Here is a 21,404-nt window from a genome sequence, read left to right on the forward strand (position 1 = left end):
TACGTAACTCCGTGCAAGGGGGAATCGAAGGAGAAACGAGGAAGCCCCCGTCCGGACCCGAGGGTCCGGACGGAGGCTCCCGTACGTACTGCCGTTGCTCCGAGGAGGCGATCAGGCCAGCAGGCCCGGGATCGTCGCCTCGTGGGCCGTGCGCAGCTCCGCCAGGGAGAGCGCGAACTCGCCCTGCACGTCGACGGCGTCGCCGTCGACGACACCGATCCGGGTCGCCGGCAGACCCCGCGCACCGCACATGTCGGTGAAGCGGAGCTCCTCGCTGCGCGGGACGGCGACGACCGCGCGGCCCGCCGACTCGCTGAAGAGGAAGGTGAAGGCGTCCAGGCCCTCGGGGACGACCAGGCGTGCGCCCTTGCCGCCGCGCAGGCAGGACTCGACGACCGCCTGCACGAGACCGCCGTCGGAGAGGTCGTGCGCCGCGTCGATCATGCCGTCGCGGGAGGCCGAGATCAGGATCTCACCGAGCAGCTTCTCCCGGTCGAGGTCCACGGCCGGCGGCAGACCGCCGAGGTGCTGGTGGATCACCTCGGACCACGCCGAGCCGCCGAACTCCTCCTCGGTGTCGCCGAGCAGGTAGAGGAGCTGGCCCTCTTCCGCGAAGGCGATCGGGGTGCGGCGGTTGACGTCGTCGATCACGCCGAGGACGGCCACGACGGGCGTCGGGTGGATCGCCACGTCACCGGTCTGGTTGTAGAGCGAGACGTTGCCGCCGGTCACCGGGGTGCCCAGCTGGAGGCAGCCGTCCGCGAGACCGCGGGTGGCCTCGGCGAACTGCCACATCACGGCCGGGTCCTCGGGCGAACCGAAGTTCAGGCAGTCCGAGATGGCGAGCGGCTTGGCGCCGGAGGCCGCGACGTTGCGGTACGCCTCCGCGAGCGCGAGCTGCGCGCCCGCGTACGGGTCGAGCTTCGCGTACCGGCCGTTGCCGTCGGTCGCCATGGCCACGCCGAGGTTGGTCTCCTCGTCGATGCGGACCATGCCCGCGTCCTCGGGCTGCGCGAGGACCGTGTTGCCCTGCACGAACCGGTCGTACTGGTCCGTGATCCAGGACTTCGAGGCCTGGTTCGGGGAGGAGACGAGCTTGAGGACCTGGTCCTTCAGCTCCTCGCCGTTCCGCGGCCGGGGCAGCTTGCCGGCGTCGTCGGCCTGGAGTGCGTCCTGCCAGTCCGGGCGCGCGAACGGCCGGTGGTAGGTCGGGCCCTCGTGGGCGACGGAACGCGGCGGCACGTCGACGATCTGCTCGCCGTGCCAGAAGATCTCCAGGCGCTCGCCCTCGGTCACCTCACCGATGACGGTGGCGATGACGTCCCACTTCTCGCAGATCTCCAGGAAGCGCTCGACGTGCTCGGGCTCGACGATCGCGCACATGCGCTCCTGCGACTCGCTCATGAGGATCTCCTCGGGCGAGAGCGTCGCGTCGCGCAGGTGCACCAGGTCGAGGTCGACCCGCATGCCTCCCGAACCGGCGGAGGCCAGCTCGGAGGTGGCGCAGGAGAGCCCGGCGCCGCCGAGGTCCTGGATGCCCGCGACCAGCTTCTCCTTGAAGATCTCCAGGGTGCACTCGATGAGGAGCTTCTCCTGGAAGGGGTCGCCGACCTGGACGGCGGGACGCTTGGTCGGCTTCGTGTCGTCGAAGGTCTCCGAGGCCAGTACGGACACGCCGCCGATGCCGTCGCCGCCCGTGCGGGCGCCGTACAGGATCACCTTGTTACCGGGGCCGGAAGCCTTGGCGAGGTGGATGTCCTCGTGCTTCATCACGCCGATGCAACCGGCGTTGACCAGGGGGTTTCCCTGGTAGCAGGAGTCGAAGACGACCTCGCCGCCGATGTTGGGCAGGCCGAGGCAGTTGCCGTAGCCGCCGATGCCGGCGACGACACCGGGCAGCACGCGCTTGGTGTCGGGGTGGTCGGCCGCGCCGAAGCGCAGCGGGTCCACGACCGCGACCGGGCGGGCGCCCATGGCGAGGATGTCGCGGACGATGCCGCCGACGCCGGTGGCCGCGCCCTGGTAGGGCTCGATGTACGAGGGGTGGTTGTGCGACTCGACCTTGAAGGTGACCGCGTACCCCTGGCCGACGTCGACGACGCCCGCGTTCTCGCCGATGCCGACGAGCATGGCGTCGTTGGCGGGGACCTTCTCGCCGAACTGCTTCAGGTGGACCTTGCTGCTCTTGTACGAGCAGTGCTCCGACCACATGACGGAGTACATGGCGAGCTCGGCGCCGGTGGGACGGCGGCCGAGGATCTCGCGGATGCGCGCGTACTCGTCCTCCTTGAGGCCGAGCTCCTTCCAGGGCTGCTCGCTGTCCGGCGTGCCGCTCGCGTGCTTGACGGTGTCGAGGCTCATCAGGCGTTGACCAGCTTCTTGAGGATCGAGGTGAAGAAACCGAGGCCGTCCGTCTTGCCGGTGCCGACCAGCGGCTCGACGGCGTGCTCGGGGTGCGGCATGAGGCCGACCACGTTGCCGGCGGCGTTGGTGACGCCCGCGATGTCGCGCAGCGAGCCGTTGGGGTTGACGTCCAGGTAGCGGAAGGCCACCCGCCCCTCGGCCTCCAGCTCGTCGAGCACGCGCTCGTCGGCGACGTACCGGCCGTCCATGTTCTTGAGCGGGACCTCGATCTCCTGGCCCGCGGTGTAGTCCGAGGTCCAGGCGGTCTCCGCGTTCTCCACCCGCAGCTTCTGGTCGCGGCAGATGAAGTGGAGGTGGTTGTTGCGCAGCATCGCGCCCGGCAGCAGATGGGCCTCGGTGAGGATCTGGAAGCCGTTGCAGATGCCGAGGACGGGCATGCCCGCCTTCGCCTGCTCGATGATCGTCTCCATCACCGGCGAGAAGCGGGAGATGGCTCCGGCCCGCAGGTAGTCGCCGTAGGAGAAGCCGCCGGCCAGGACCACGGCGTCGACCTGCTTGAGGTCCTTGTCGCGGTGCCAGAGCGAGACGGGCTCGGCGCCCGCCAGACGGGCGGCACGCAGCGCGTCCTGGTCGTCGAGCGTTCCGGGGAACGTGACGACGCCGATGCGTGCGGTCACGACTCCACCTTCACGACGAAGTCTTCGATCACGGTGTTGGCGAGGAAGGTTTCGGCCATCTCATGGATGCGGGCGAGGGCGGCGTCGTCGACCGGTCCCTCCACCTCCAGCTCGAAGCGCTTTCCCTGACGGACGTCGGCGATTCCGGCGAATCCCAGGCGGGGCAGTGCACGCTGCACCGCCTGCCCCTGGGGGTCGAGGATCTCCGGCTTGAGCATGACGTCGACTACGACGCGTGCCACTGGCACTCCCGGTGGTGTGTTGCGTGGGCGGTTCCTTCAGCGTACCTGCCTCCAAATTCTACGCGGGTAGAGATCTGAAGGATCCTACAAAAGGCAGACTCCCGGGGGACTCTGCGAGCGCGCCCCGACCGACCCCTCCCGGCAAAATTCGCGTGAAATATTGCGGGCCGCTTTGCGCCGGGACACGCTGAAACAATTGGCGGGGCTTCACAATGCGACGCCTGCCGCTGTAGAAAGGTTTCCAGAAGAAAGCAGCATTGTTCCGGCACAGCCGAACGGTCGGCATCGTCGCACGTCAGGGGCGCCACAAGCACCCCACGACGACCTCGGCGGCCGCAGGAAAGGACCGATATCCGTGGCTCAGCGTGTGGTGGTCACCCTCTCCGATGACATCGAGGGCGGAGAAGCAGCTGAAACGGTCGCGTTCGGCCTCGACGGGAAGATGTACGAGATCGACCTGAATGCTGCCAATGCAAAGAAACTCCGCAAGGCCCTCGCGCCCTACCTCGCGGCCGGGCGCAAGATCCCCGCGCGGATCGGCGCGGGCGCCGGCGCCGGTTCCGGCGCCACCGGCGGCCGCGGCCGGGCCGCGACGTACACGCACACCGACCTCGCCCCCGACCCGGCGGCGGTCCGCGCCTGGGCCCAGTCCAACAAGATGGACGTGCCGGCCCGGGGCCGGATCCCCAAGCGGGTCTACGAGGCCTTCCGCGAGGCGAGCTGAGCGAGCGCGCGGGGGTGGGCGGGGCGCCTCCGGGGCAGGGCGCCCGCGACCCCGGGCCGAGCCGATTTGCATTGCACCCCGGGTGATCGGCTAGAGTCTGGATCACGCCGAGGGGCGAGGCCGAAAGGCACCGACCCGAGCAGCGTGCGGGTGTAGTTCAGTAGCAGAACAGCCCCCTTCCAGGGGGAAGGCGCAGTGTGCAATTCCTGTCACCCGCTCTGCATCGCATTACCGGTCACTCTTGTGGATCAGGTACAGTGGTGCTCGCACCGCCCGGTGAAAGCCGGTCGGGAGCAATGCGGACGTGGCTCAGTTGGTAGAGCATCACCTTGCCAAGGTGAGGGTCGCGAGTTCGAATCTCGTCGTCCGCTCGGAGTACGAAGGCCCAGGTTCTCAGGAACCGGGGCCTTCGTCGTGTTTCCCTCTTCCCCCCCGTGGTTCCGCCTCCTCATGACATTTGTCAGCAGGGGTCGTGACAGCGCGCACTGCCGACGGACGGGGGACGCCGGGAGTCTGGACGCATGACACCTGCGATCGAGGCGACCGACCTGCGCCGTACGTACGCCGAGGGATCCGGCCGGGGGACCGGCGGCGGCTTCGAGGCCGTGCGCGGAATCTCCTTCGCCGTCCCCCGGGGCGAGATCTTCGCCCTCCTCGGGACCAACGGCGCCGGCAAGACCTCCACCGTCGAACTCCTGGAGGGACTCGCCGCACCCAGCGCCGGCACCGCCCGCGTCCTCGGCCACGATCCGTACCGCGAGCGGTCCGCCGTCCGCCCCCGGATCGGCATCATGCTCCAGGAGGGCGGCTTCCCCTCCGACCTCAGCGTGGCCGAGACCGTACGGATGTGGGCGGGCTGCACCAGTGGCGCCCGGCCCGTCGGAGAGGCGCTCGCCGCCACCGGCCTCGCCGGGCGCGAGCGCGTCCGGATCAAGCAGCTCTCCGGCGGCGAGCGGCGCAGGCTCGACCTGGCGCTCGCGCTGCTCGGCCGTCCCGAGGTGCTCTTCCTCGACGAGCCCACCACCGGCCTCGACGCCGAGGGCCGCCGCGACACCTGGGACCTCGTCCGGCGGCTGCGGGACGGCGGCACCACCGTGCTCCTCACCACGCACTACCTGGAGGAGGTCGAAGCCCTCGCCGACCGCCTCGCGATCATGCACCGGGGCGAGATCGTGCTCTCCGGCACGCCGGCCGAGGTCACCGCCGCCCGCCCCGCCCGGATCCGCTTCACCCTTCCCGAGGGCGTGCTGGCCGCACACCTTCCGCTGCGGCTGCGGGCCGCGGAGACCGGCGGCCGCGTGGAGATCCGCACCCGCGACCTCCAGGAGGACCTCGCCGTGCTCCTCGCCTGGGCCGGGGACGGCGGCATACGGCTCGACGGACTCGACGCCCGATCCGCCTCCCTCGAAGAGGCGTTCCTCGACATCGCCTCGCACAACGGCTCGTCCCGGGGCGACCTGCTCGGGAGTGAACTGTCCGGGAGTGAACTGTCCGGGAGTGAACTGTCCGGGGGCGAGCCGCTCCGGGGCGACCTGTCGCAGGGCGTCCCTCCCCACGGCACCGCGATCCCTACCGACCGGCAGGAGGCCGACGCCCGATGAGCACCGCCACGACCACGCCCGGCGCCCCCGGACCCGTCTCCACCGTCCGCGGCCGGCTCACCGCCCTCGGCCGGGCCGAGCTGACCCTCCTCCTGCGCAACCGGAACAACCTCTTCATCGCACTGCTCATGCCGCTGCTGATGGTCTTCCTGCTGCGCTCCTCGCTCACCCAGCTCGACAAGGAAGCCCTGCCGATGGGAGCCGGAGCGGCCACCCTCATCGGCGGCACCGGCATGGTCCTGCTCCTCGTCGCCTACATGAGCCTCGTCTCCGCGCTCGTCGCCCGCCGCGAGGAGCTCGTCCTCAAGCGGCTGCGGACCGGCGAGGCGAGCGACGCGGAGATACTCACCGGCTGCGCCCTGCCCGCCACCGCCATCACGCTCGCGCAGTGCGCCGTGCTCACGATCGGTGGAGTCACCGTCCTCGACGTGCCCTCCCCCGCCCGTCCCGAGCTGCTGCTGCTCGGTGTCGTCGCCGCGATCACCCTGCTCGCCGGGCTCGCCGCGCTCACCACCGTGATCACCCGGTCCGTCGAGAGCGCCGGACTGACGACCCTGCCGCTCTTCCTCGTCTCCTGCTTCGGCTCGGGTCTCTTCGTGCCCCACGACGCCCTGCCCCCGCTCGCCGCCGACCTCTGCCAACTACTGCCGCTCAGCGGCGTGATGGAGTTCGTACGGGCCGGCTGGCTCGGCACCGCGCACGCGGAGAGCCTGCTGGGCGCCGGGCTCAATACAGTGGCCTGGGGCGTCCTGACGGGGTGGGCGGTCCGCCGGTGGTTCCGCTGGGAACCGCGGCGCTAGATCTTTGGGAGGGGGAGTCCTGATGTCCAGACTGACGGGATGGTGGTCCCGGCGCAGCAGTGCCGGCAAGGTCGAGCTGTACACACGGTGGACCTTCCACCTCTTCGTGCCGATCGAGCTGTTCGTGCTCGGTGGCAGCCCGCTCAGCCGCGGCGAACACAGCCCTCTCTCCACGGAGGCCGCCGTCGGACTGCTCCTGTGGGTCGGGGTCCACTCCCTGCTCTGCGCCTTCCTCGCCTCCCGCGCCCTGGACCACACGACCGGGAAGCGGGAGCGACCGGTCCGGCTCGCGGCCGCGGTGGTCGGCACCACCTTCTGCGCCGACCTCTTCCTGAACCTCCTGTGGGCGGGCGGAGTGCTGCCCGACCCGGGAGTGAACGTGAGCGTCATAGCGGGAACCTCCATCTTCACGCTCTGCGCGCTCGTCCTCTGCCTCGGCCCGGTCCGGCACATGGCGTACGCGGTGCTCGGCACCGCCTTCGCCACCGGCGCCCCGATGGCGGCGGCCGGCAACGGGTCGGCCATGGCGGCCGGTTCCGCGGTCGGCATACTCGTCGGCGGCGTCTTCATCTCCGCGACCAGCGGCTTCTCCTCCTGGCTGCTCCGGATCGTGCAGGAGCTGGAGCGCTCCCGGGACCTCAAGGCCCGGCTGGCCGTCGCCGAGGAACGGCTCCGCTTCGGACGGGACCTGCACGACGTCATGGGGCGGAACCTGTCGGTGATCGCGCTCAAGAGCGAACTCGCGGTGCAGCTCTCCCGGCGCGGGCGCCCGGAGGCCGTGGACCAGATGGTCGAGGTGCAGCGGATCGCCCAGGAGTCGCAGCGGGAGGTGCGCGAGGTCGTGCGCGGCTACCGCGAGGCCGACCTGCGGGTCGAGCTGGAGGGGGCGCGCGGGGTGCTCGGGGCCGCCGGGATCGCCTGCGCCGTGGACGCCCCGGCGCTCGACCTGCCCTCCGAGGTCCAGTCGGCCCTGGGCTGGGTGGTCCGGGAGACCACGACGAACGTCCTGCGCCACGGGGACGCGCGCCGGTGCGCGATCGTGCTCCGGGCCGAGCCGGGGGCGGTGCTGCTCACCGTCGAGAACGACGGGGTGGCCGGAGATCCGGAGGGACCGGCGGCGGTCGGCACGGCGGGGCGCGGCGGACGCGGGGCCGGGTCCGGACTCGCCGGCCTTCGGGAACGGCTCGGCGCGGTGGACGGCACCCTGGACGCGGGCCCGTCGGCACCGTACTCGTTCCGCGTGACCGCCCGCGTCCCGCTGCCCCGCACGGGACGGAGCGGATCCGCGCGGACGGGCGCGGCCCCGGCACGCCTCGTACACCGGAAGCACGAGGTGCGAGAAGGACACGAGGGGTACGAGGGGTACGAGACGTCCGAGGCGTACCGGCCTGACGGGGCGCGCGACGAGGGCGAGGCGTACGGGACGCACCGACCGCGGCACCAGCCGCATGAGCCGCGCGGGGCACGCGAGACCCACGAGGACCACGAAAGCCGCAAGGGCCGAGAGAGGCACGAGAAGGAGGAGACGGTCGCGTGACCGTACGCGTACTGCTCGCCGACGACGAGCACCTGATCCGGGGGGCGCTCGCCGCCCTGCTCGCCCTGGAGGACGACCTCGTGGTCGTCGCCGAGGCCGCGACCGGACCCGAGGCGCTCGCCATGGCCCGCGCCCACCGGCCCGACGTCGCCGTACTCGATCTCCAGATGCCGGGCATGGACGGTGTGATGGTCGCCACCGCCCTGCGGGACGAACTCCCCGACTGCCGCGCCATGATCGTGACGAGCCACGGGCGCCCCGGGCACCTGAAACGGGCCCTGGCGGCGGGCGTCCGCGGCTTCGCCCCGAAGACCGTCAGCGCCCAGCGGCTCGCCGAGCTCATCCGTACCGTGCACGCCGGAAACCGTTACGTGGATCCGGAGTTGGCGGCCGACGCCATAGCGTCCGGGGACTCTCCGCTGACCGCGCGGGAGGCCGAGGTGCTCGAACTCGCCGCCGACGGAGCCCCCGTCGCGGAGATCGCCCGGCGCGCCTCGCTCTCCCCCGGGACCGTCCGCAACTACCTCTCCTCGGCCGCCGCGAAGGTCGGTGCCGAGAACCGTCACACGGCGGTGCGCCTCGCGCGGGCGAAAGGTTGGGTATAGTGGGCTCCGCGCTACGGCGCATGCGGACGTGGCTCAGTTGGTAGAGCATCACCTTGCCAAGGTGAGGGTCGCGAGTTCGAATCTCGTCGTCCGCTCCATGAAGAAGCCCCCGGTCGATCCGACCGGGGGCTTTCTCGTTCCTCCGCTAGCTCCAGGCGGTGCCGGTGAGGAGCTCGTACGCCTCGATGTACTTGGCGCGGGTCGCGTCCACGACCTCCTGCGGGAGCACCGGCGGCGGCTGCTCGCTCCTGCGGTCCCAGCCGGAGGCCGGGGAGGTCAGCCAGTCCCGCACGAATTGCTTGTCGTACGAGGGCTGGGCGCGGCCCGGCTGCCACTGGTCGGCCGGCCAGAAACGCGAGGAGTCCGGGGTGAGGACCTCGTCCGCGAGGACGAGCCGGTCGCCGTCCGGAGTGCTCTCGAAGCCGAACTCGAACTTGGTGTCGGCCAGGATGATCCCGCGCTCGCGGGCGATGTCCCGGGCCCGGGAGTAGACGGCGAGAGTCGTCTGGCGCAGCAGCGCGGCCGTCTCGGCGCCGACCTGGCGGGCGACCTCCTCGTACGACACGTTCTCGTCGTGGTCGCCCACGGCGGCCTTGGTGGCCGGGGTGAAGATCGGGGCGGGCAGCTCGGAGCCGTCGCTCAGGCCCTCGGGGAGCGCGAGGCCGCAGACCGTGCGGGACTCGTCGTACTCCAGGAGGCCGGAGCCGGTGAGGTAGCCGCGGGCGACGCACTCGACCGGGACCATGTTCAGCGACTTGCAGACCAGGGTGCGGCCCGCCCAGTCGGCGGGGGCGCCGGCCGGCAGCTCGGTGGAGAGGACGTGGTGCGGGACCAGGTCGGAGAGCCGGTCGAACCACCACAGGGAGAGCCGGGTGAGGACCCGGCCCTTGTCGGGGATCTCCGTGGGCAGGACCCAGTCGTACGCGGACATGCGGTCGCTCGCCACCATCACGAGGTCACCGGCCTCGTTCCGGTACAGGTCGCGCACCTTGCCCGTGTGGAGATGGGTGAGGCCCGGGACCTGGACGGGCTCGGGCTTTTCTACGAATCCGGACACGGTTCCTCCGCGTAGGTTGATCCAGGAGCTCTCCGATTCTCTCGCACGGGCGTGGATCACCGGCGGGCGGCCTCTCCGTACGGAGCCGGCCGGCCACGCGCACCCGGTCAGTCCCTCTTGCAGATGCGGTCGAGGAGGTTCGCGGTGGCGCGCTGGATCCGGGAGTCCACGTGGCCCGGCCGGTCGAGGCCGGGTGACCAGGCGAAGGTGCCGGAGGCGAAGACCCAGGCGCCGGACGGGGCCCGGTAGAGCGAGGTCTCCTGGTGGCGCAGCGCCCCGTCGCCGTCCCGGTAGGGCGAGTGGGCGAGCAGGATGCGGCTCTCGTGATCGGGGAGCGCGGTGCGCGGGAAGTACCGGTCGGCCTCGCCCGCGACCAGGCCCGGGATCTCGTCGCCGTCGCCGGCGCCGGTGGCCTCCCAGAGCCAGTGCTCGGCGTTCCGCACGACCAGCGGGTGCGGTTCGGGCACCCGGCCCGCGTACTGGACGCCGAGGAGCTGCTGCTCGGGCCGGTCGACCTCGCGCCAGAGCGCGGGCCGTCCGGGTCCCCGGCGCTTGCGGCAGGTGAGGAGCCGGTCGGGCACGCCGGAGGCCGAGGGGCCCAGCTCCACCTGCCAGTACATGGTGTTGGCCGAGAGGAAGACGAGCGAGGTGCCCAGGTCGCGGGCGCGTTCGGCGGCCCGGCGCATCGGCGCCGACCAGTACTCGTCGTGGCCGGGGAAGATCAGGCCCCGGTAGCGGCCCGGGTCGACGCGGCCCGCGTGCAGGTCGCGGGTCTCGGCGTACGCCAGGTCGTAGCCGTAGCGCTCGGCCCAGCGGATGAAGTCGTAGGCGTGCCCGACGTGCAGCGGCAGCCCCGCGCCCGCGTAGGGGCGGTCGAAGGAGACCGTGACGGCCGCGTCCTCCTCGCCGAGCAGCCGGCCGTTCTCGTCCCAGGCGTGGTAGAGGCTGGCGCCGGTGCGCCCGTCCTCCGGGTAGAGGTTGTACGCCTGCCAGGTCACGTCCGGCAGGACCAGGAGCAGGTCCGCCGGGTGGTCGTCGCGGACCGTGAAGGGGATGTGGGAGCGGTGCCCGTCGGCGGTGGTGAGGACGGCGACGTACGCGCCGATCGACCAGTAGCTGGGGACCTGGAGCCGCCAGGACTGCCACCAGTGGTGACAGGAGACCGTGCGGTCGACGATGAGCGGGGGAGGCTGGACGATCCCGGAGAGGCGCGGGCTGGTGGTGATCTTCGCGGCGCCGTGACCGCCGTAGTGGCCGATCCGGTAGACGTCGACCGAGAACTGCTGCGGCGGGTCCACGGTGACGTGGAAGTCGATCGACTCGCCCGGCGCGACGGCGCCGCCGGACGCGAAGCCCTTGATCTGGCGCCGGACGTCGTCGGCCGTGCGGGGGCCGCCGCTGCCGCCCCGGGCCAGGACCTCGTCCGCGTACCAGGGCACCATCTGGCCGGTGTCGTCGAAGTAGTTGTCCGAGCCGCGCAGCCAGGGCAGCGGGCCCTGGCCGAAGGGGTCGGAGACGGCGTGCGCGAGCGCACCCGACTCCCACCGCCTGATCTGATCCGCCCCCATACTGCGCCCCTCCCTCGACTCCCCCGGTCGGCCGGTCAGTACCCGTGGATTCGTACTTCTGTCAGTGATGGCCTCCAGCACATCACATAACGCACGCACTCCGTCACCGTTCGTCGTGAATCGACGAGAGTGGAAGACGAGCTTCCGCATGTGCCGCTGGTTTATGCCGGAGACCCGCGTCCGGGGCGCGTTCCGGCGGTGGGTCAGACGAGCCGTACGGGCTTCTCGGGGCGTACGCCGGTGCGTGCGAGCCAGTCCCGCAGGGGCTCGGGGTCGCCGTCCTCGACGAGGGAGAGGACGCGGGGACCGAGGTCCGTCGCCCGCTCGCCGCCGAGGAGCAGGGCGGGGCCGTCGAGCCAGTCGAGCCCGGGGGCCGCCTCGGCGGTGTCCACGGCCGCGCAGCAGACCATCGCGGTGACGTGGTCGGCGAGCAGGTCGCGGCCGCTGCGGGGCGGCTGGAGCGGGAAGAGCGGCAGGGGGCCGTCGGGGCCGCTGACGCCCCCGTACGCGGCGGCCGGGTCCGCCGCGGGGTCGACCGCCGTCCGCCCCCGGGCGCTCTCCGCGGCGACCCGGGCCTCCCGCGCGGCCTCCTCACGGGCGAGCAGGGCGCTGAGCGCCCCCGCCAGCGCGTCGGCGGCGGGGTTGACCGGGAGGTCGTCGTCGAGGTCGGCATGGGGGGCGTGGAGGTCGTCGGGGCCGTCGGGGCCATCGGGGTCTTCGACATCGCCGGGTTCGCTGAAGCCGACGGGGGCGGAGGTGCCGGGGGCGGGGCCTTCTGGGCCTTCAGGACTTCCGGTGGCGGGGTTGTCGGCCGTACGAATGCCGGTGTCGGCGCCGGTGTACGTACCGGCTTCGGCCTCGGTGTACGTACTGGCCTCGGTGTACGTACTGGCTTCGGTTTCGCTGTGCGTACCGGCCCCGGCGTCCGATTCGACGCCCGCTCCGGGGGTCGGCGTGCCCGCTCCGGGGAACGGTGGCGTCGTCAGGCGGTCGATCACGCGGGTCAGGGTCGGGCCGTCGGCCGGGGGCGGGGTGCCGGGGGTGGCGGCGGCCGCGTCGATGCCGTCGAGGACCCGGTGGAGGCGGGCCGCGTCCGTGCGCCACTTCCGGTCCACGACCTCTTCCGGGTACTGGCTCCACTCCACCGGCGACCAGTCGGGGCCGGGTGCGGCCGGGCCGCCGTGGAAGAGGCGGGCGGCGAGCAGCGAGGCGGCCTCGTCGACCGCGCCCGGCTCCTCCAGGAGGTCGCAGGCCGGGCGCTCGCCGAGGCGGGAGGAGAAGCCGTCCGCGAGCCGGTCGCGGCGGGACAGCTCGGTCAGGGCGGAGACCACGCCCGCGTCGAGCTTGGCGGGCCAGCGGCCCATCCGCCAGGCGGGCAGCGCGACCCGGGTCAGGAGGCGGTCCCAGCCCGCGTAGGCCAGGCCGACCTGCTCCTGCGCCACGATCCGTACGCCGTAGTCGACCTCCTGGGCGCGTTCCGAGCCCGCTGCGGCGACCCCGCGCTCCATCTCGGCCGCGTGCCCGCGACAGGCGCGCAGCAGGACGCGGGCGACCTGCCCGACGCCGTGGGCGCCGAGGCGGCGGACCGGGTCGAGGCCGGAGTCCCGGGGCACGGCGATCGCGGCGTCCAGACCCCGGACGAAGCGGCGGGCGGCGGCTATGTCCGGGTGGGCGGCCGGTCCCGTGCCGGCGACCACGGGCGCGAGGACCGCCCGGAGTTCGCCGACGCGCATCCACCAGAGGAAGGGCGAGCCTATGACCAGGACGGGAGCGCCGTCGCCGCCGGTCCCGGTCCCGGCTCCGGCTCCGGAGGAGCGGTGGGAGCGGTGGGTGCGGTCCTCCAGCCAGCTGTCGCAGTCCGGGGTCAGGGCTATCGCGGCGGGCGCCGGGACGCCGAGCCGGTCGGCCAGGTCCCGCACGAGCCGGTACAGGTCGGGGGCGGCGGTCTCGGCCAGCTCCACCGTCGGCGTGGCGGCCGGGCGGGCCCGGGCGACGACGAGGGCGACGGCCGTGGCCGCGAGGAGGACGACGACCGCGAGGACGGTCACGATCCAGCGGGCCGTGCCCCATCCCGTACCCGAGAAGTGGCCGGTGACCTCGCCCGCGTACAGCACGACGGCCAACGCGGCGGGGAGCACCGCGAGGCCCAGCGCCCTGCCGCGGACGCGGAGGACGGCGAGGGCCCGGGAGCGCGCGGCGCGCGCACCCCACTCCTCGCCGACGGCGGAACCGGTGCCGGACGCGCCGCTCATCATCCCCTCCTGCCCTGGTCGGGACTGCCTGTGGCGGTGTTGGTCACTCCCCCACTGTGGCACCCGACACTGACACCGCAATGCCGGTGGGCCAAGTGCCGGAACGCCTGCGCCGCACCCTAGTTGGGGTGGTGGCGGGCGTCATCCGGATGGCGCATCCGTCACTCGATGGAATGGCTTTGGGCAAAGGTGATGGCGCCCGCGCGGCCGTACGGTCCACCGCACGGCCGCGCGACCGCACGAAGCGGTCATGCGGGAATCAGGCCTCGGCGGCCTTGCGCGCGATGTCCGTACGGTGCTGGGAGCCGTCGAGCCGGATGCGGCCGACCGCCGCGTAGGCGCGTTCGCGGGCCTGCGCCAGGTCCGTTCCGGTGGCGGTGACCGAGAGGACGCGGCCGCCCGCGCTCACCACGGCGTCGCCGTCCCGCTTCGTACCGGCGTGGAGCACGTACGCGTGCGGGGCGTCCCGCTCCGCGATCTCCTCCAGGCCCGTGATCGGGTCGCCGGTGCGCGGGGTGTCCGGGTAGTTGTGGGAGGCGACGACCACGGTGACGGCGGCGTCGTCCCGCCAGCGGAGCGGGGGCTGGTCGACGAGGGTGCCGTCGGCGGCGTTCAGCAGGACGCCGGCGAGCGGGGTCGCGAGCCGGGCCAGGACGACCTGGGTCTCGGGGTCGCCGAAGCGGGCGTTGAACTCGATGACCCGGACGCCGCGGCTCGTGATCGCCAGACCGGCGTACAGCAGGCCGGAGAAGGGGGTGCCGCGGCGGCGCAGCTCGTCGACGGTCGGCTGGAGGACGGTCTCCAGGACCTCGTCGACCAGCTTCGGGTCGGCCCAGGGCAGCGGGGAGTAGGCGCCCATGCCACCGGTGTTGGGGCCCTCGTCGCCGTCGAGCGCGCGCTTGAAGTCCTGCGCGGGCTGGAGCGGCAGGACGGTGGTGCCGTCGGTGATCGCGAAGAGGGAGACCTCGGGGCCGTCCAGGTACTCCTCGATGACCACGCGGTCGCACGCGAGCGCGTGCGTCCGGGCTTGGTCGAGGTCGTCGGTGACGACGACGCCCTTGCCGGCGGCGAGGCCGTCGTCCTTCACCACGTACGGGGCGCCGAAGGCGTCGAGCGCCTCGTCGATCTCCTCGGGGGTGGTGCAGACGTAGCTGCGGGCGGTGGGCACGCCGGCGCCGGCCATGACGTCCTTGGCGAAGGCCTTGGAACCCTCCAGCTCCGCCGCCTCCCGCGAGGGGCCGAAGACGGGGATGCCGGCCGCGCGGACGGCGTCGGCGACACCGGCGACGAGCGGGGCCTCCGGGCCGACGACGACGAGTTCGGCGCCCAGTCCGGTGGCGAGGCGCGCGACGGCGTCGCCGTCCAGCTGGTCGACGGCGTGCAGCTCGGCGACCTCCGCGATTCCGGCGTTGCCGGGCGCGCAGTGCAGAGCGGTGACGTCGGGATCGAGGGAGAGAGAGCGGCACAGGGCGTGTTCGCGGGCGCCGCCGCCGATGACGAGGACCTTCACGCAAGCCAGGGTAGCCCGCGCGACGGAATGCCCTTCGTACGGGCCACCGAGCGAGACGGCCCTACTCGTTCGTGTATTCCTCCACAACCGTGGCGCCGAGCTCGCGCACGATCAGGTCGTGCCCGGAGAGGGCCGAGTCGACGAGGTCGGGGTCGTCCTCCTCGGGAACGTCGTCCTCCGGCGCCACGGGCTGCGGCGCGGGCGGGGAGTACGCGGGTGCGGACGGCGCCTTCGCGGGCGCGGGCTGCGCCTGTGCGGGGGCCGTCTGCCCGGACGGTACGTGGTGCGTCTGCGGTGCGTGTTGCGCGTACTGCGCGGGCTGTGCGGGCTGTGTGTGCGACGGGGACGGCGGGGCCTGTTGGAAGGAGGCGGCCGGGGCGGGGGCCGGGGGCACCGGGCGGCCGCCGAAGTTGGCGGCGGCGGGCGGCGGGGCGGCGCCGCCCGAGGGATCGATGATCGCCTCGATCTTCCAGTGGACGTTGAACTGCTCGGCGAGGGCCTGCTTCAGGACGTCCTCGCTGCCGCTGCTCGCGAAGTTGTCGCGGGCGCCGGCGTTGAGGAAGCCGAGCTGGAGGGTGGTGCCGTCGAACCCGGCCACCTGCGCGTTCTGACTGAGCAGGATCCAGGTGAAGCGGCGCCGGTTCTTGACGGCGTCGAGGATCTGCGGCCAGAGGTTCCGCACCTGGGCGATGTCGCCGCCGGAGGGAGCGGGGGCGGCTGAGGCGGGCGCGGGGGCCTGCGGGGCCGATGGGGCCTGCGGGGTGTGCGCGGGGGCGGGCGCGGAGGCGCCGGGCCAGGCGCCGGGGGCGCTGCCGCCACCGGACGCGGCTGCTCCGGGCCACGCACCGGGCCGGGACCCGGCGGACGCCGGGGACTGCGGCTGCGGCTGCGGCTGCGACTGCGACTGTACGGGCTGTACGGGAGCGGACTGGGGCTGCTGAGCCTGTTGGGGCTGGCGGGGCTGCTGTACGGGCGGGGGCGGGGCCATGGGGGTGTGGGCGTCGGGCCCGGGGACGTACCCCATGGCGGACGCGGGAGGCCCGGGGGTGAAGACGGGCACGGGTGCGGGCGCGGACGCGGCGGCGGTCGTGACACCGCGCTCCAGCCGGTCCAGGCGCGCCTGGAGGGAGCGCTCGTCGTCGAAGGCGGCGGGCAGCAGGACGCGCGCGCAGATCAGCTCCAGCTGGAGCCGGGGCGAGGTGGCGCCCCGCATCTCGGTGAGGCCGGCGTTCACGAGGTCGGCGGCCCGGCTGAGTTCGGCGGCCCCGAAGACGGACGCCTGCGCCTGCATGCGCTCGACCACGTCGACCGGGGCGTCGATGAGCCCCTTCTCGGCGGCGTCCGGCACGGCGGCGAGGATCACCAGGTCGCGGAGCCGCTCCAGGAGGTCGGCGACGAAGCGGCGGGGATCGTTGCCGCCCTCGATGACGCGGTCGACGACCTCGAAGGCGGCGGCGCCGTCGCCGGCGGCGAAGGCGTCGACGACGGAGTCGAGCAGCGAACCGTCGGTGTACCCGAGGAGGGAGGTCGCCATGGCGTAGGTCACGCCGGCCTCGGCGGCACCGGCCAGGAGCTGGTCCATGACGGACATGGAGTCGCGCACGGAGCCGGCGCCGGAGCGGACGACGAGGGGCAGGACGCCGTCCTCGACGGGGATGCCCTCGCGTCCGCAGACCTCGCCGAGGTAGTCCCGGAGGGTGCCGGGCGGCACGAGCCGGAAGGGGTAGTGGTGGGTCCGCGACCGGATGGTCCCGATGACCTTCTCGGGCTCGGTGGTGGCGAAGATGAACTTCAGGTGCTCCGGGGGCTCCTCGACCACCTTCAGGAGGGCGTTGAAGCCCGCCGAGGTGACCATGTGGGCCTCGTCGATGATGTAGATCTTGTAGCGGCTGGAGGCGGGCCCGAAGAAGGCCTTCTCCCGCAGGTCACGGGCGTCGTCCACGCCACCGTGGGAGGCGGCGTCGATCTCGATGACGTCGATCGACCCGGGCCCGTTCCGCGCGAGGTCCAGACAGGACTGGCACTCCCCGCAGGGGGTGGGGGTGGGGCCCTGCTCACAGTTCAGGCAGCGGGCGAGGATGCGCGCGCTGGTCGTCTTGCCGCAGCCACGGGGTCCGCTGAACAGGTACGCGTGATTGACCCGGTTGTTCCGCAGGGCCTGCTGCAGCGGGTCGGTGACATGCTCCTGACCGATGACCTCGGCGAAGGACTCGGGGCGATAGCGGCGGTAGAGCGCGAGAGACGACACGTGTACGAGGTTATAGGCGCGCACCGACAACCCGGGAAAAACGGAGGGGGCCGGCGTACGGGACGGGACCGGGCCTCCCGGGGGAGGGTCGCTCCGGCGGTCGGCCACCAGTCGCCGCGCCCGGGAACGCAAGCGCCCCCCACGCACCCGCCAGAGCCGACCTACCCTTGCTGCCTTCCGGCCCTGGGGGAGTTCAGTCAGATAGCGCCGCGTGAGGGGCTCCGCCCAGACTACCCGATGCCGAGGGCACCGGGACCCCACACCTCCCACCCGGAACACCCCGCCGACCCCGCCCGGGATCGAGTTCGCGAGCACCCCCCTCGGTCATGTAATGTTCCCGGCGGAGGATTCGCCTAGAGGCCTAGGGCGCACGCTTGGAAAGCGTGTTGGGGGCAACCCCTCACGAGTTCGAATCTCGTATCCTCCGCCAGTGCCTCACCGGGCACGATGTCGAAGGGCCCCACCGTTCGCGGTGGGGCCCTTCGACGTTCTCGGGCTTTTGCCGCACCCGGTGGTCCCAGCCGCACCGGGCAGGGCGTTCCGCGAGACCGATCTCGTTCTCTCGGTTGACGAGTATGCGGGCTGCGGCGGAGGCGTCCGGTTGACGGCGGCAGCGGAGCACACGCAAGGGGCGATTGAAGACTGGCCCACTTCCCCTCCTTGCAGACACCCCATCGATCACCCCTGCGGGGTAGGGCAGCCAGAAGCGTTTCGTTCACTGGATCAGAGGGTTGTGAGCAGGGAGGGACGTTCCTGCGACAGCCGATACGTAGCGGCACAGATACGTTCAGTGACGACCAATCGGAGCGCGACCCAACAGAGGTTATCAATGAGGAAGTTGGCTGCAGCGGTAGTAACCGCAGGGCTGTTCTTTGGGGGGATGGGGGCTGCGATGGCCTCTTCGGAGGCCAAGCTGGTCCTGAGGACGCCGGGAGCTGCACTCGTCGGCACGTACCAGTGGCAACCCACAAGTAAGACTCCGAGTGGGCTTCACGTAAAGGGAGCGCTGCGGGACGAAGCCCCCAACGACGGCCATAACGTCTACCTTCGATCCAAGGTAGAGGGTTATTCATGGGGCCGCCTCAAGGGTGTCCAGAAGAAGAGCGTCAGGGTCGACAAGGTCTTTTACGACGGCGCGGTTCTGAAGACCAAGGAAGTTCGGCTGCAGGTGTGCCTGGACCGCGGCTCCTTCCGACCAGACCGCTGCTCGACCGAGCGCCTGTTCGCACGGCGCTGATCAACCGTTCAGGGAGCCGCCGAAAAGCGGCTCCCTATCTTCAGAAAGTACATCAGATGGATATCATCCTCCGCGCCGAAGGCGTCGACCTCTCTTACGGCACCCAGCAGGCTGTCATCGGTGTCGATTTCACGCTCAAGCGCGGCGAAGTGGCCGCCATCATGGGCAGCAGCGGATCGGGCAAGTCGTCCCTGCTGTACTGCCTCGCCGGGGTTCTGCCGCCCACCAACGGCTCGGTGACCTTCGACGGGGAGCGGCTGTCCTGCCTCCCCGACGGGGAACTCAGCGCCCTGCGGCGCACACGGCTGGGCTTCGTCTTCCAGTACGGGGAGTTACTGCCGGAGCTGACCGTCGAGGAGAACGCTGCGCTTCCTCTTCGGCTCGCCGGGATCAGCAAGGACCATGCCCACGCCATGGCCGGCCAGGTGCTGAAGCGCCTCGGTATGAGCGAGCTGGCACGGCGCAGGACTTCGAAGCTGTCGGGCGGGCAGAGCCAGCGCGTGGCGGTCGCCCGGGCTCTGGTCCATCGGCCGGACGTGGTGTTCGCGGACGAGCCGACCGGAGCGCTCGACAGTGCCAACGCGGCTGCTGTGCTGGATGAATTCCTTCAGCTTGCACGGAGGCAGAAGACCGCGGTGGTCATCGTCACTCATGACGCGGACGTCGCGGCGAAGGCCGATACGCAGTACACGATGACGGACGGTGTTCTGGCTCAGCGGGTGGCGGTGTGAATCCGTTCCTCCTTGGGATGCGTCTGCTGTGGGGCAGCGGGCGCAGAGGGCGGATCCGTTTTCTTTTGATGTCGCTCGGATCGGCTCTCGGGGTGGCTTGTCTCGCCGCTGTACTGACCATCCCGACAATCCTTGCCGCTCATGACGCTCGCGCTGCCGCCCGAGAGCCACGCCCGGGTACGAGCAACGTCATCTACCGCGAGTTGCGGGACCCATATGGCCAACAACGACTCCACCGAATCTTCGTTGCTCACACCGGCCCCGGCGCAACACCCGTGCCGCCAGGTATCGACAACCTTCCCGGGCCTGGCGAAGTGATCGTTTCACCCAAGTTGCACGAAACCTTGACGGTCAATCCCAGGGTGGCTGGACTCGTCCCTGGCCGGGTAATCGGATTTATCGCACCAGAGGGCCTGGGTGGATCTGATGACCTGTACGCCTATATCGGCGCCACCCCAGCCGACCTGCCTGACGCAGAGACGCTCGGCGGTTTTGGCACGGGGCGAACACGGCAACCAGTAGTCGAACCTTCGACTCTCGACATTCTGCGGTTCGTCCTCGGGTGCATCGTGTTACTGCCCCTGGTCATCTTTCTTTCCGTCTGCGCACGACTCTCCGGCGAATCTCGCGCACGTCGGCTTGCGGCCCTCCGGCTTGTCGGGCTCAGCGCGAAAGACACATTGCGGGTGAACGCCGGAGAGAATGTGGTTGCTGCTCTTGTCGGGGCGGTGGTCGGGCTCGTTGCATACGTCGGACTCAACGAGGTAATGGCCATAATCGGATTGCCGGGATTGCATTGGTACCCCGTGGATGGAAGACCCGAGGGGTTGACCGTAGCCGTATGTTTGGTGGGCTGTCCAGCGCTTGCATGGATCGTGGGACAGTTCAGCGCGCGACAGGCTGCAGTGTCACCGATCAATGTGCGCAGAACTGGCGAAAGAAAGCCACCGAAAAAGTACGGGTCTTTACTACTGATTCCTGGACTCGGGGTTATCGGCGGTTACTGCGTGCTCAGTTTGATGGGGCGAGATCCTTCAGCCGGCCCGAACAGTTCCGTGCTAGTGCCTGGCGCCGTTTTGGCAACCGGGGCCGGGCTTGTCTTCGGACTGGCGCCCATCACGGCGTGGCTGGCACAGAAATTTGCTGGGGTGGTCGAGTCACTGCCGGTTTCGTTGGCGATGCGGCGGACGGAGGTAGATCCGGGATCGTCGTTGCGAGTCGTCACTGGGCTCGTACTGCTCGTCTTCGGAGCTTCACTCACGCAGGGAGTACTTGTCGAACTGGATCAGATCAGTCGGCGGGATGCCCCCGTTCAGGAGTACGGCATTCGCCTGAGTGAGATCTCCTCAGCGCAGAGAAAGGCAATGATCGAACTCCCTGGTGTCCAGTCGTCAACCATCTCGTACCAGTCCTGGGATCCATTGGATGGGAGCGATGTGGAGCACTCCGATCTGGTGGTAGGCACCTGCGCACAGCTTGCCAAGTACACAGAGCAAGCCACAGGTTGTGTGGACGGTCGGATCATGCAGTTGCGTGATGACCGCACAACGTACGAATACGACCCGAAAGCTGGGAAGCAATACCCCTTTGCCCTGAAGAACGGTCAGAAGGTCACGTTCACTGTGCCCCGTGAGCGAATCGACGTGCGTTCCTGGGACCTCTCCGTCTTCGAATCGGGCGCTCTGCTGGTGCCCCCTTCCCTTCTTCCCTCCGACCTGGCAGACACGGACGGTGTCCTCACCCTCTTGAGCGACGCCGACCCCACCACCGTCCGCTCCGTCCTCGACGGCATCGGCGCCATCGCCCCCACCGCCTCCGTGGAGCCCGTCGGCATCGTGATCGACTCACTTGCTCAGTTGACTGTGATCCGGAGTCTGCTCGTCGTCGGGATGGTGCTGGGGTTGGTGATCGGGGTGGCCGCGTTCGTCGTGTCCGTGGCCGATCGGGCCATGGAGCGGCGGGGGCAGGTGACCGCGCTCGCGTTGTTGGGGGCTCGGGCCGGGACGTTGCGGGTGGTGCAGGTGGTGCAGGTGGTGTTGCCGTTGGTGGTGGGGCTGGGGGCGGCGATCGTGGCCGGGTGGCTCGCCGAGTCCAGTTATCTGATCACCGGGGGCGGGGCGGTGCACTGGAACTGGGAAGGGCTGCCCCTGCTGGTCCTCTGTGCGCTGGGCGTGGTGCTCGCGGCCGCGCTCGCCTCCGTCCCCATGGTGCGGCGGCACATCGATCCCGAGCACATCCGGCGGGACTGACC

16 protein-coding genes, 4 tRNA genes and 1 other RNA gene are annotated in these 21,404 nt (G+C 71.1%); 12 read left to right on the forward strand and 9 right to left on the reverse strand.

What is annotated here, in order from left to right; all coding sequences use genetic code 11:
- Nucleotides 1–111: 111 nt before the first annotated feature.
- The 3 genes from purL to purS are packed head-to-tail and all read right to left on the reverse strand — an operon-like array spanning nt 112 to nt 3,283.
- Nucleotides 112–2,361: a phosphoribosylformylglycinamidine synthase subunit PurL gene (gene purL / locus ACFY7E_RS08825; protein WP_389482333.1), complete on the reverse strand. Its 2,250-nt coding sequence runs from the start codon at nt 2,359–2,361 to the stop codon at nt 112–114.
- Entirely contained in the window at nt 2,361–3,041 is a 681-nt protein-coding gene (gene purQ / locus ACFY7E_RS08830) for a phosphoribosylformylglycinamidine synthase subunit PurQ (RefSeq protein ID WP_125660856.1), read from the reverse strand. The genes purL and purQ overlap by 1 nt, the downstream gene beginning before the upstream one ends.
- The gene (purS, locus tag ACFY7E_RS08835) at nt 3,038–3,283 is read right to left on the reverse strand and encodes a phosphoribosylformylglycinamidine synthase subunit PurS (protein ID WP_015035032.1); all 246 of its coding nucleotides are present in this window, start codon (nt 3,281–3,283) and stop codon (nt 3,038–3,040) included. The genes purQ and purS overlap by 4 nt, the downstream gene beginning before the upstream one ends.
- Before the next feature lie 355 nt (nt 3,284–3,638).
- On the opposite strand from purS, the gene ACFY7E_RS08840 reads away from it, so the two are divergent.
- The 8 genes from ACFY7E_RS08840 to ACFY7E_RS08875 all read left to right on the forward strand — a co-directional run bounded on the left by ACFY7E_RS08840 (nt 3,639) and on the right by ACFY7E_RS08875 (nt 8,648).
- Entirely contained in the window at nt 3,639–4,007 is a 369-nt protein-coding gene (locus ACFY7E_RS08840) for an Lsr2 family protein (protein ID WP_389482335.1), read from the forward strand.
- Nucleotides 4,008–4,153: 146 nt separating this feature from the next.
- Nucleotides 4,154–4,225 (forward strand) — tRNA-Gly (locus ACFY7E_RS08845).
- Between the two features lie 80 nt (nt 4,226–4,305).
- Nucleotides 4,306–4,378 (forward strand) — tRNA-Gly (locus tag ACFY7E_RS08850).
- 150 nt (nt 4,379–4,528) lie between these two features.
- Complete coding sequence (locus ACFY7E_RS08855; RefSeq protein ID WP_389482338.1) at nt 4,529–5,608, forward strand: ABC transporter ATP-binding protein; 1,080 nt, start codon at nt 4,529–4,531, stop codon at nt 5,606–5,608.
- A complete protein-coding gene (locus ACFY7E_RS08860) occupies nt 5,605–6,408 on the forward strand; it encodes an ABC transporter permease (protein ID WP_389482340.1) in 804 nt (267 codons plus the stop codon). The genes ACFY7E_RS08855 and ACFY7E_RS08860 overlap by 4 nt, the downstream gene beginning before the upstream one ends.
- Before the next feature lie 22 nt (nt 6,409–6,430).
- Complete coding sequence (locus ACFY7E_RS08865) at nt 6,431–7,945, forward strand: histidine kinase (protein ID WP_389482343.1); 1,515 nt, start codon at nt 6,431–6,433, stop codon at nt 7,943–7,945.
- Nucleotides 7,942–8,550, forward strand: coding sequence for a response regulator (locus tag ACFY7E_RS08870; protein WP_389482345.1), 609 nt, complete (start codon nt 7,942–7,944; stop codon nt 8,548–8,550). Before ACFY7E_RS08865 ends, ACFY7E_RS08870 begins: the two co-directional genes overlap by 4 nt.
- Nucleotides 8,551–8,572: 22 nt before the next feature.
- Nucleotides 8,573–8,648: transfer RNA gene (locus ACFY7E_RS08875), tRNA-Gly, on the forward strand.
- A 47-nt stretch (nt 8,649–8,695) separates the two neighbouring features.
- Here ACFY7E_RS08875 and ACFY7E_RS08880 read toward each other — a convergent pair.
- The 6 genes from ACFY7E_RS08880 to ffs all read right to left on the reverse strand — a co-directional run bounded on the left by ACFY7E_RS08880 (nt 8,696) and on the right by ffs (nt 17,409).
- A complete protein-coding gene (locus ACFY7E_RS08880) occupies nt 8,696–9,607 on the reverse strand; it encodes a phosphoribosylaminoimidazolesuccinocarboxamide synthase (RefSeq protein ID WP_389482348.1) in 912 nt (303 codons plus the stop codon).
- A gap of 107 nt (nt 9,608–9,714) precedes the next feature.
- Nucleotides 9,715–11,175, reverse strand: coding sequence for a N,N-dimethylformamidase beta subunit family domain-containing protein (locus tag ACFY7E_RS08885; protein WP_389482351.1), 1,461 nt, complete (start codon nt 11,173–11,175; stop codon nt 9,715–9,717).
- A gap of 203 nt (nt 11,176–11,378) precedes the next feature.
- Nucleotides 11,379–13,427 carry a hypothetical protein gene (locus tag ACFY7E_RS08890; RefSeq protein ID WP_389482353.1) on the reverse strand — a complete coding sequence of 683 codons (2,049 nt, stop codon included), beginning with the start codon at nt 13,425–13,427 and terminating at the stop codon, nt 11,379–11,381.
- Between the two features lie 259 nt (nt 13,428–13,686).
- Nucleotides 13,687–14,937: a phosphoribosylamine--glycine ligase gene (gene purD, locus ACFY7E_RS08895; RefSeq protein WP_389482355.1), complete on the reverse strand. Its 1,251-nt coding sequence runs from the start codon at nt 14,935–14,937 to the stop codon at nt 13,687–13,689.
- A 61-nt stretch (nt 14,938–14,998) separates the two neighbouring features.
- On the reverse strand, nt 14,999–17,185 hold the full coding sequence (locus ACFY7E_RS08900) for a DNA polymerase III subunit gamma and tau (protein WP_389482357.1): 2,187 nt from the start codon (nt 17,183–17,185) through the stop codon (nt 14,999–15,001).
- A 125-nt stretch (nt 17,186–17,310) separates the two neighbouring features.
- Nucleotides 17,311–17,409: signal recognition particle sRNA small type (ffs, locus tag ACFY7E_RS08905), an RNA gene on the reverse strand.
- Between the two features lie 118 nt (nt 17,410–17,527).
- Between ffs and ACFY7E_RS08910 the strand changes: the two genes are divergently transcribed.
- The 4 genes from ACFY7E_RS08910 to ACFY7E_RS08925 all read left to right on the forward strand — a co-directional run bounded on the left by ACFY7E_RS08910 (nt 17,528) and on the right by ACFY7E_RS08925 (nt 21,402).
- A tRNA-Ser gene (locus tag ACFY7E_RS08910) sits at nt 17,528–17,615 on the forward strand.
- Between the two features lie 399 nt (nt 17,616–18,014).
- The gene (locus ACFY7E_RS08915) at nt 18,015–18,422 is read left to right on the forward strand and encodes a hypothetical protein (RefSeq protein ID WP_389482359.1); all 408 of its coding nucleotides are present in this window, start codon (nt 18,015–18,017) and stop codon (nt 18,420–18,422) included.
- A gap of 56 nt (nt 18,423–18,478) precedes the next feature.
- Nucleotides 18,479–19,153: an ABC transporter ATP-binding protein gene (locus ACFY7E_RS08920; protein WP_389482362.1), complete on the forward strand. Its 675-nt coding sequence runs from the start codon at nt 18,479–18,481 to the stop codon at nt 19,151–19,153.
- A 17-nt stretch (nt 19,154–19,170) separates the two neighbouring features.
- Nucleotides 19,171–21,402, forward strand: a complete 2,232-nt coding sequence (locus tag ACFY7E_RS08925; protein ID WP_389482365.1) for an FtsX-like permease family protein — start codon at nt 19,171–19,173, stop codon at nt 21,400–21,402.
- Nucleotides 21,403–21,404 lie beyond the last annotated feature (2 nt).

Source organism: Streptomyces sp. NPDC012825 (assembly GCF_042900925.1).
Taxonomy (GTDB): Bacteria; Actinomycetota; Actinomycetes; order Streptomycetales; family Streptomycetaceae; genus Streptomyces.

Bases quoted from the DNA above. Each gene is read 5' to 3' on its own strand.
- purL (WP_389482333.1), bottom strand. From the start codon at position 2,361: ATGAGCCTCGACACCGTCAAGCACGCGAGCGGCACGCCGGACAGCGAG.
- ACFY7E_RS08855 (WP_389482338.1), top strand. From the start codon at position 4,529: ATGACACCTGCGATCGAGGCGACCGACCTGCGCCGTACGTACGCCGAG.
- ACFY7E_RS08860 (WP_389482340.1), top strand. From the start codon at position 5,605: ATGAGCACCGCCACGACCACGCCCGGCGCCCCCGGACCCGTCTCCACC.
- ACFY7E_RS08865 (WP_389482343.1), top strand. From the start codon at position 6,431: ATGTCCAGACTGACGGGATGGTGGTCCCGGCGCAGCAGTGCCGGCAAG.
- ACFY7E_RS08885 (WP_389482351.1), bottom strand. From the start codon at position 11,175: ATGGGGGCGGATCAGATCAGGCGGTGGGAGTCGGGTGCGCTCGCGCAC.
- ACFY7E_RS08890 (WP_389482353.1), bottom strand. From the start codon at position 13,427: ATGAGCGGCGCGTCCGGCACCGGTTCCGCCGTCGGCGAGGAGTGGGGT.
- ACFY7E_RS08915 (WP_389482359.1), top strand. From the start codon at position 18,015: ATGAGGAAGTTGGCTGCAGCGGTAGTAACCGCAGGGCTGTTCTTTGGG.
- ACFY7E_RS08920 (WP_389482362.1), top strand. From the start codon at position 18,479: ATGGATATCATCCTCCGCGCCGAAGGCGTCGACCTCTCTTACGGCACC.
- ACFY7E_RS08925 (WP_389482365.1), top strand. From the start codon at position 19,171: ATGCGTCTGCTGTGGGGCAGCGGGCGCAGAGGGCGGATCCGTTTTCTT.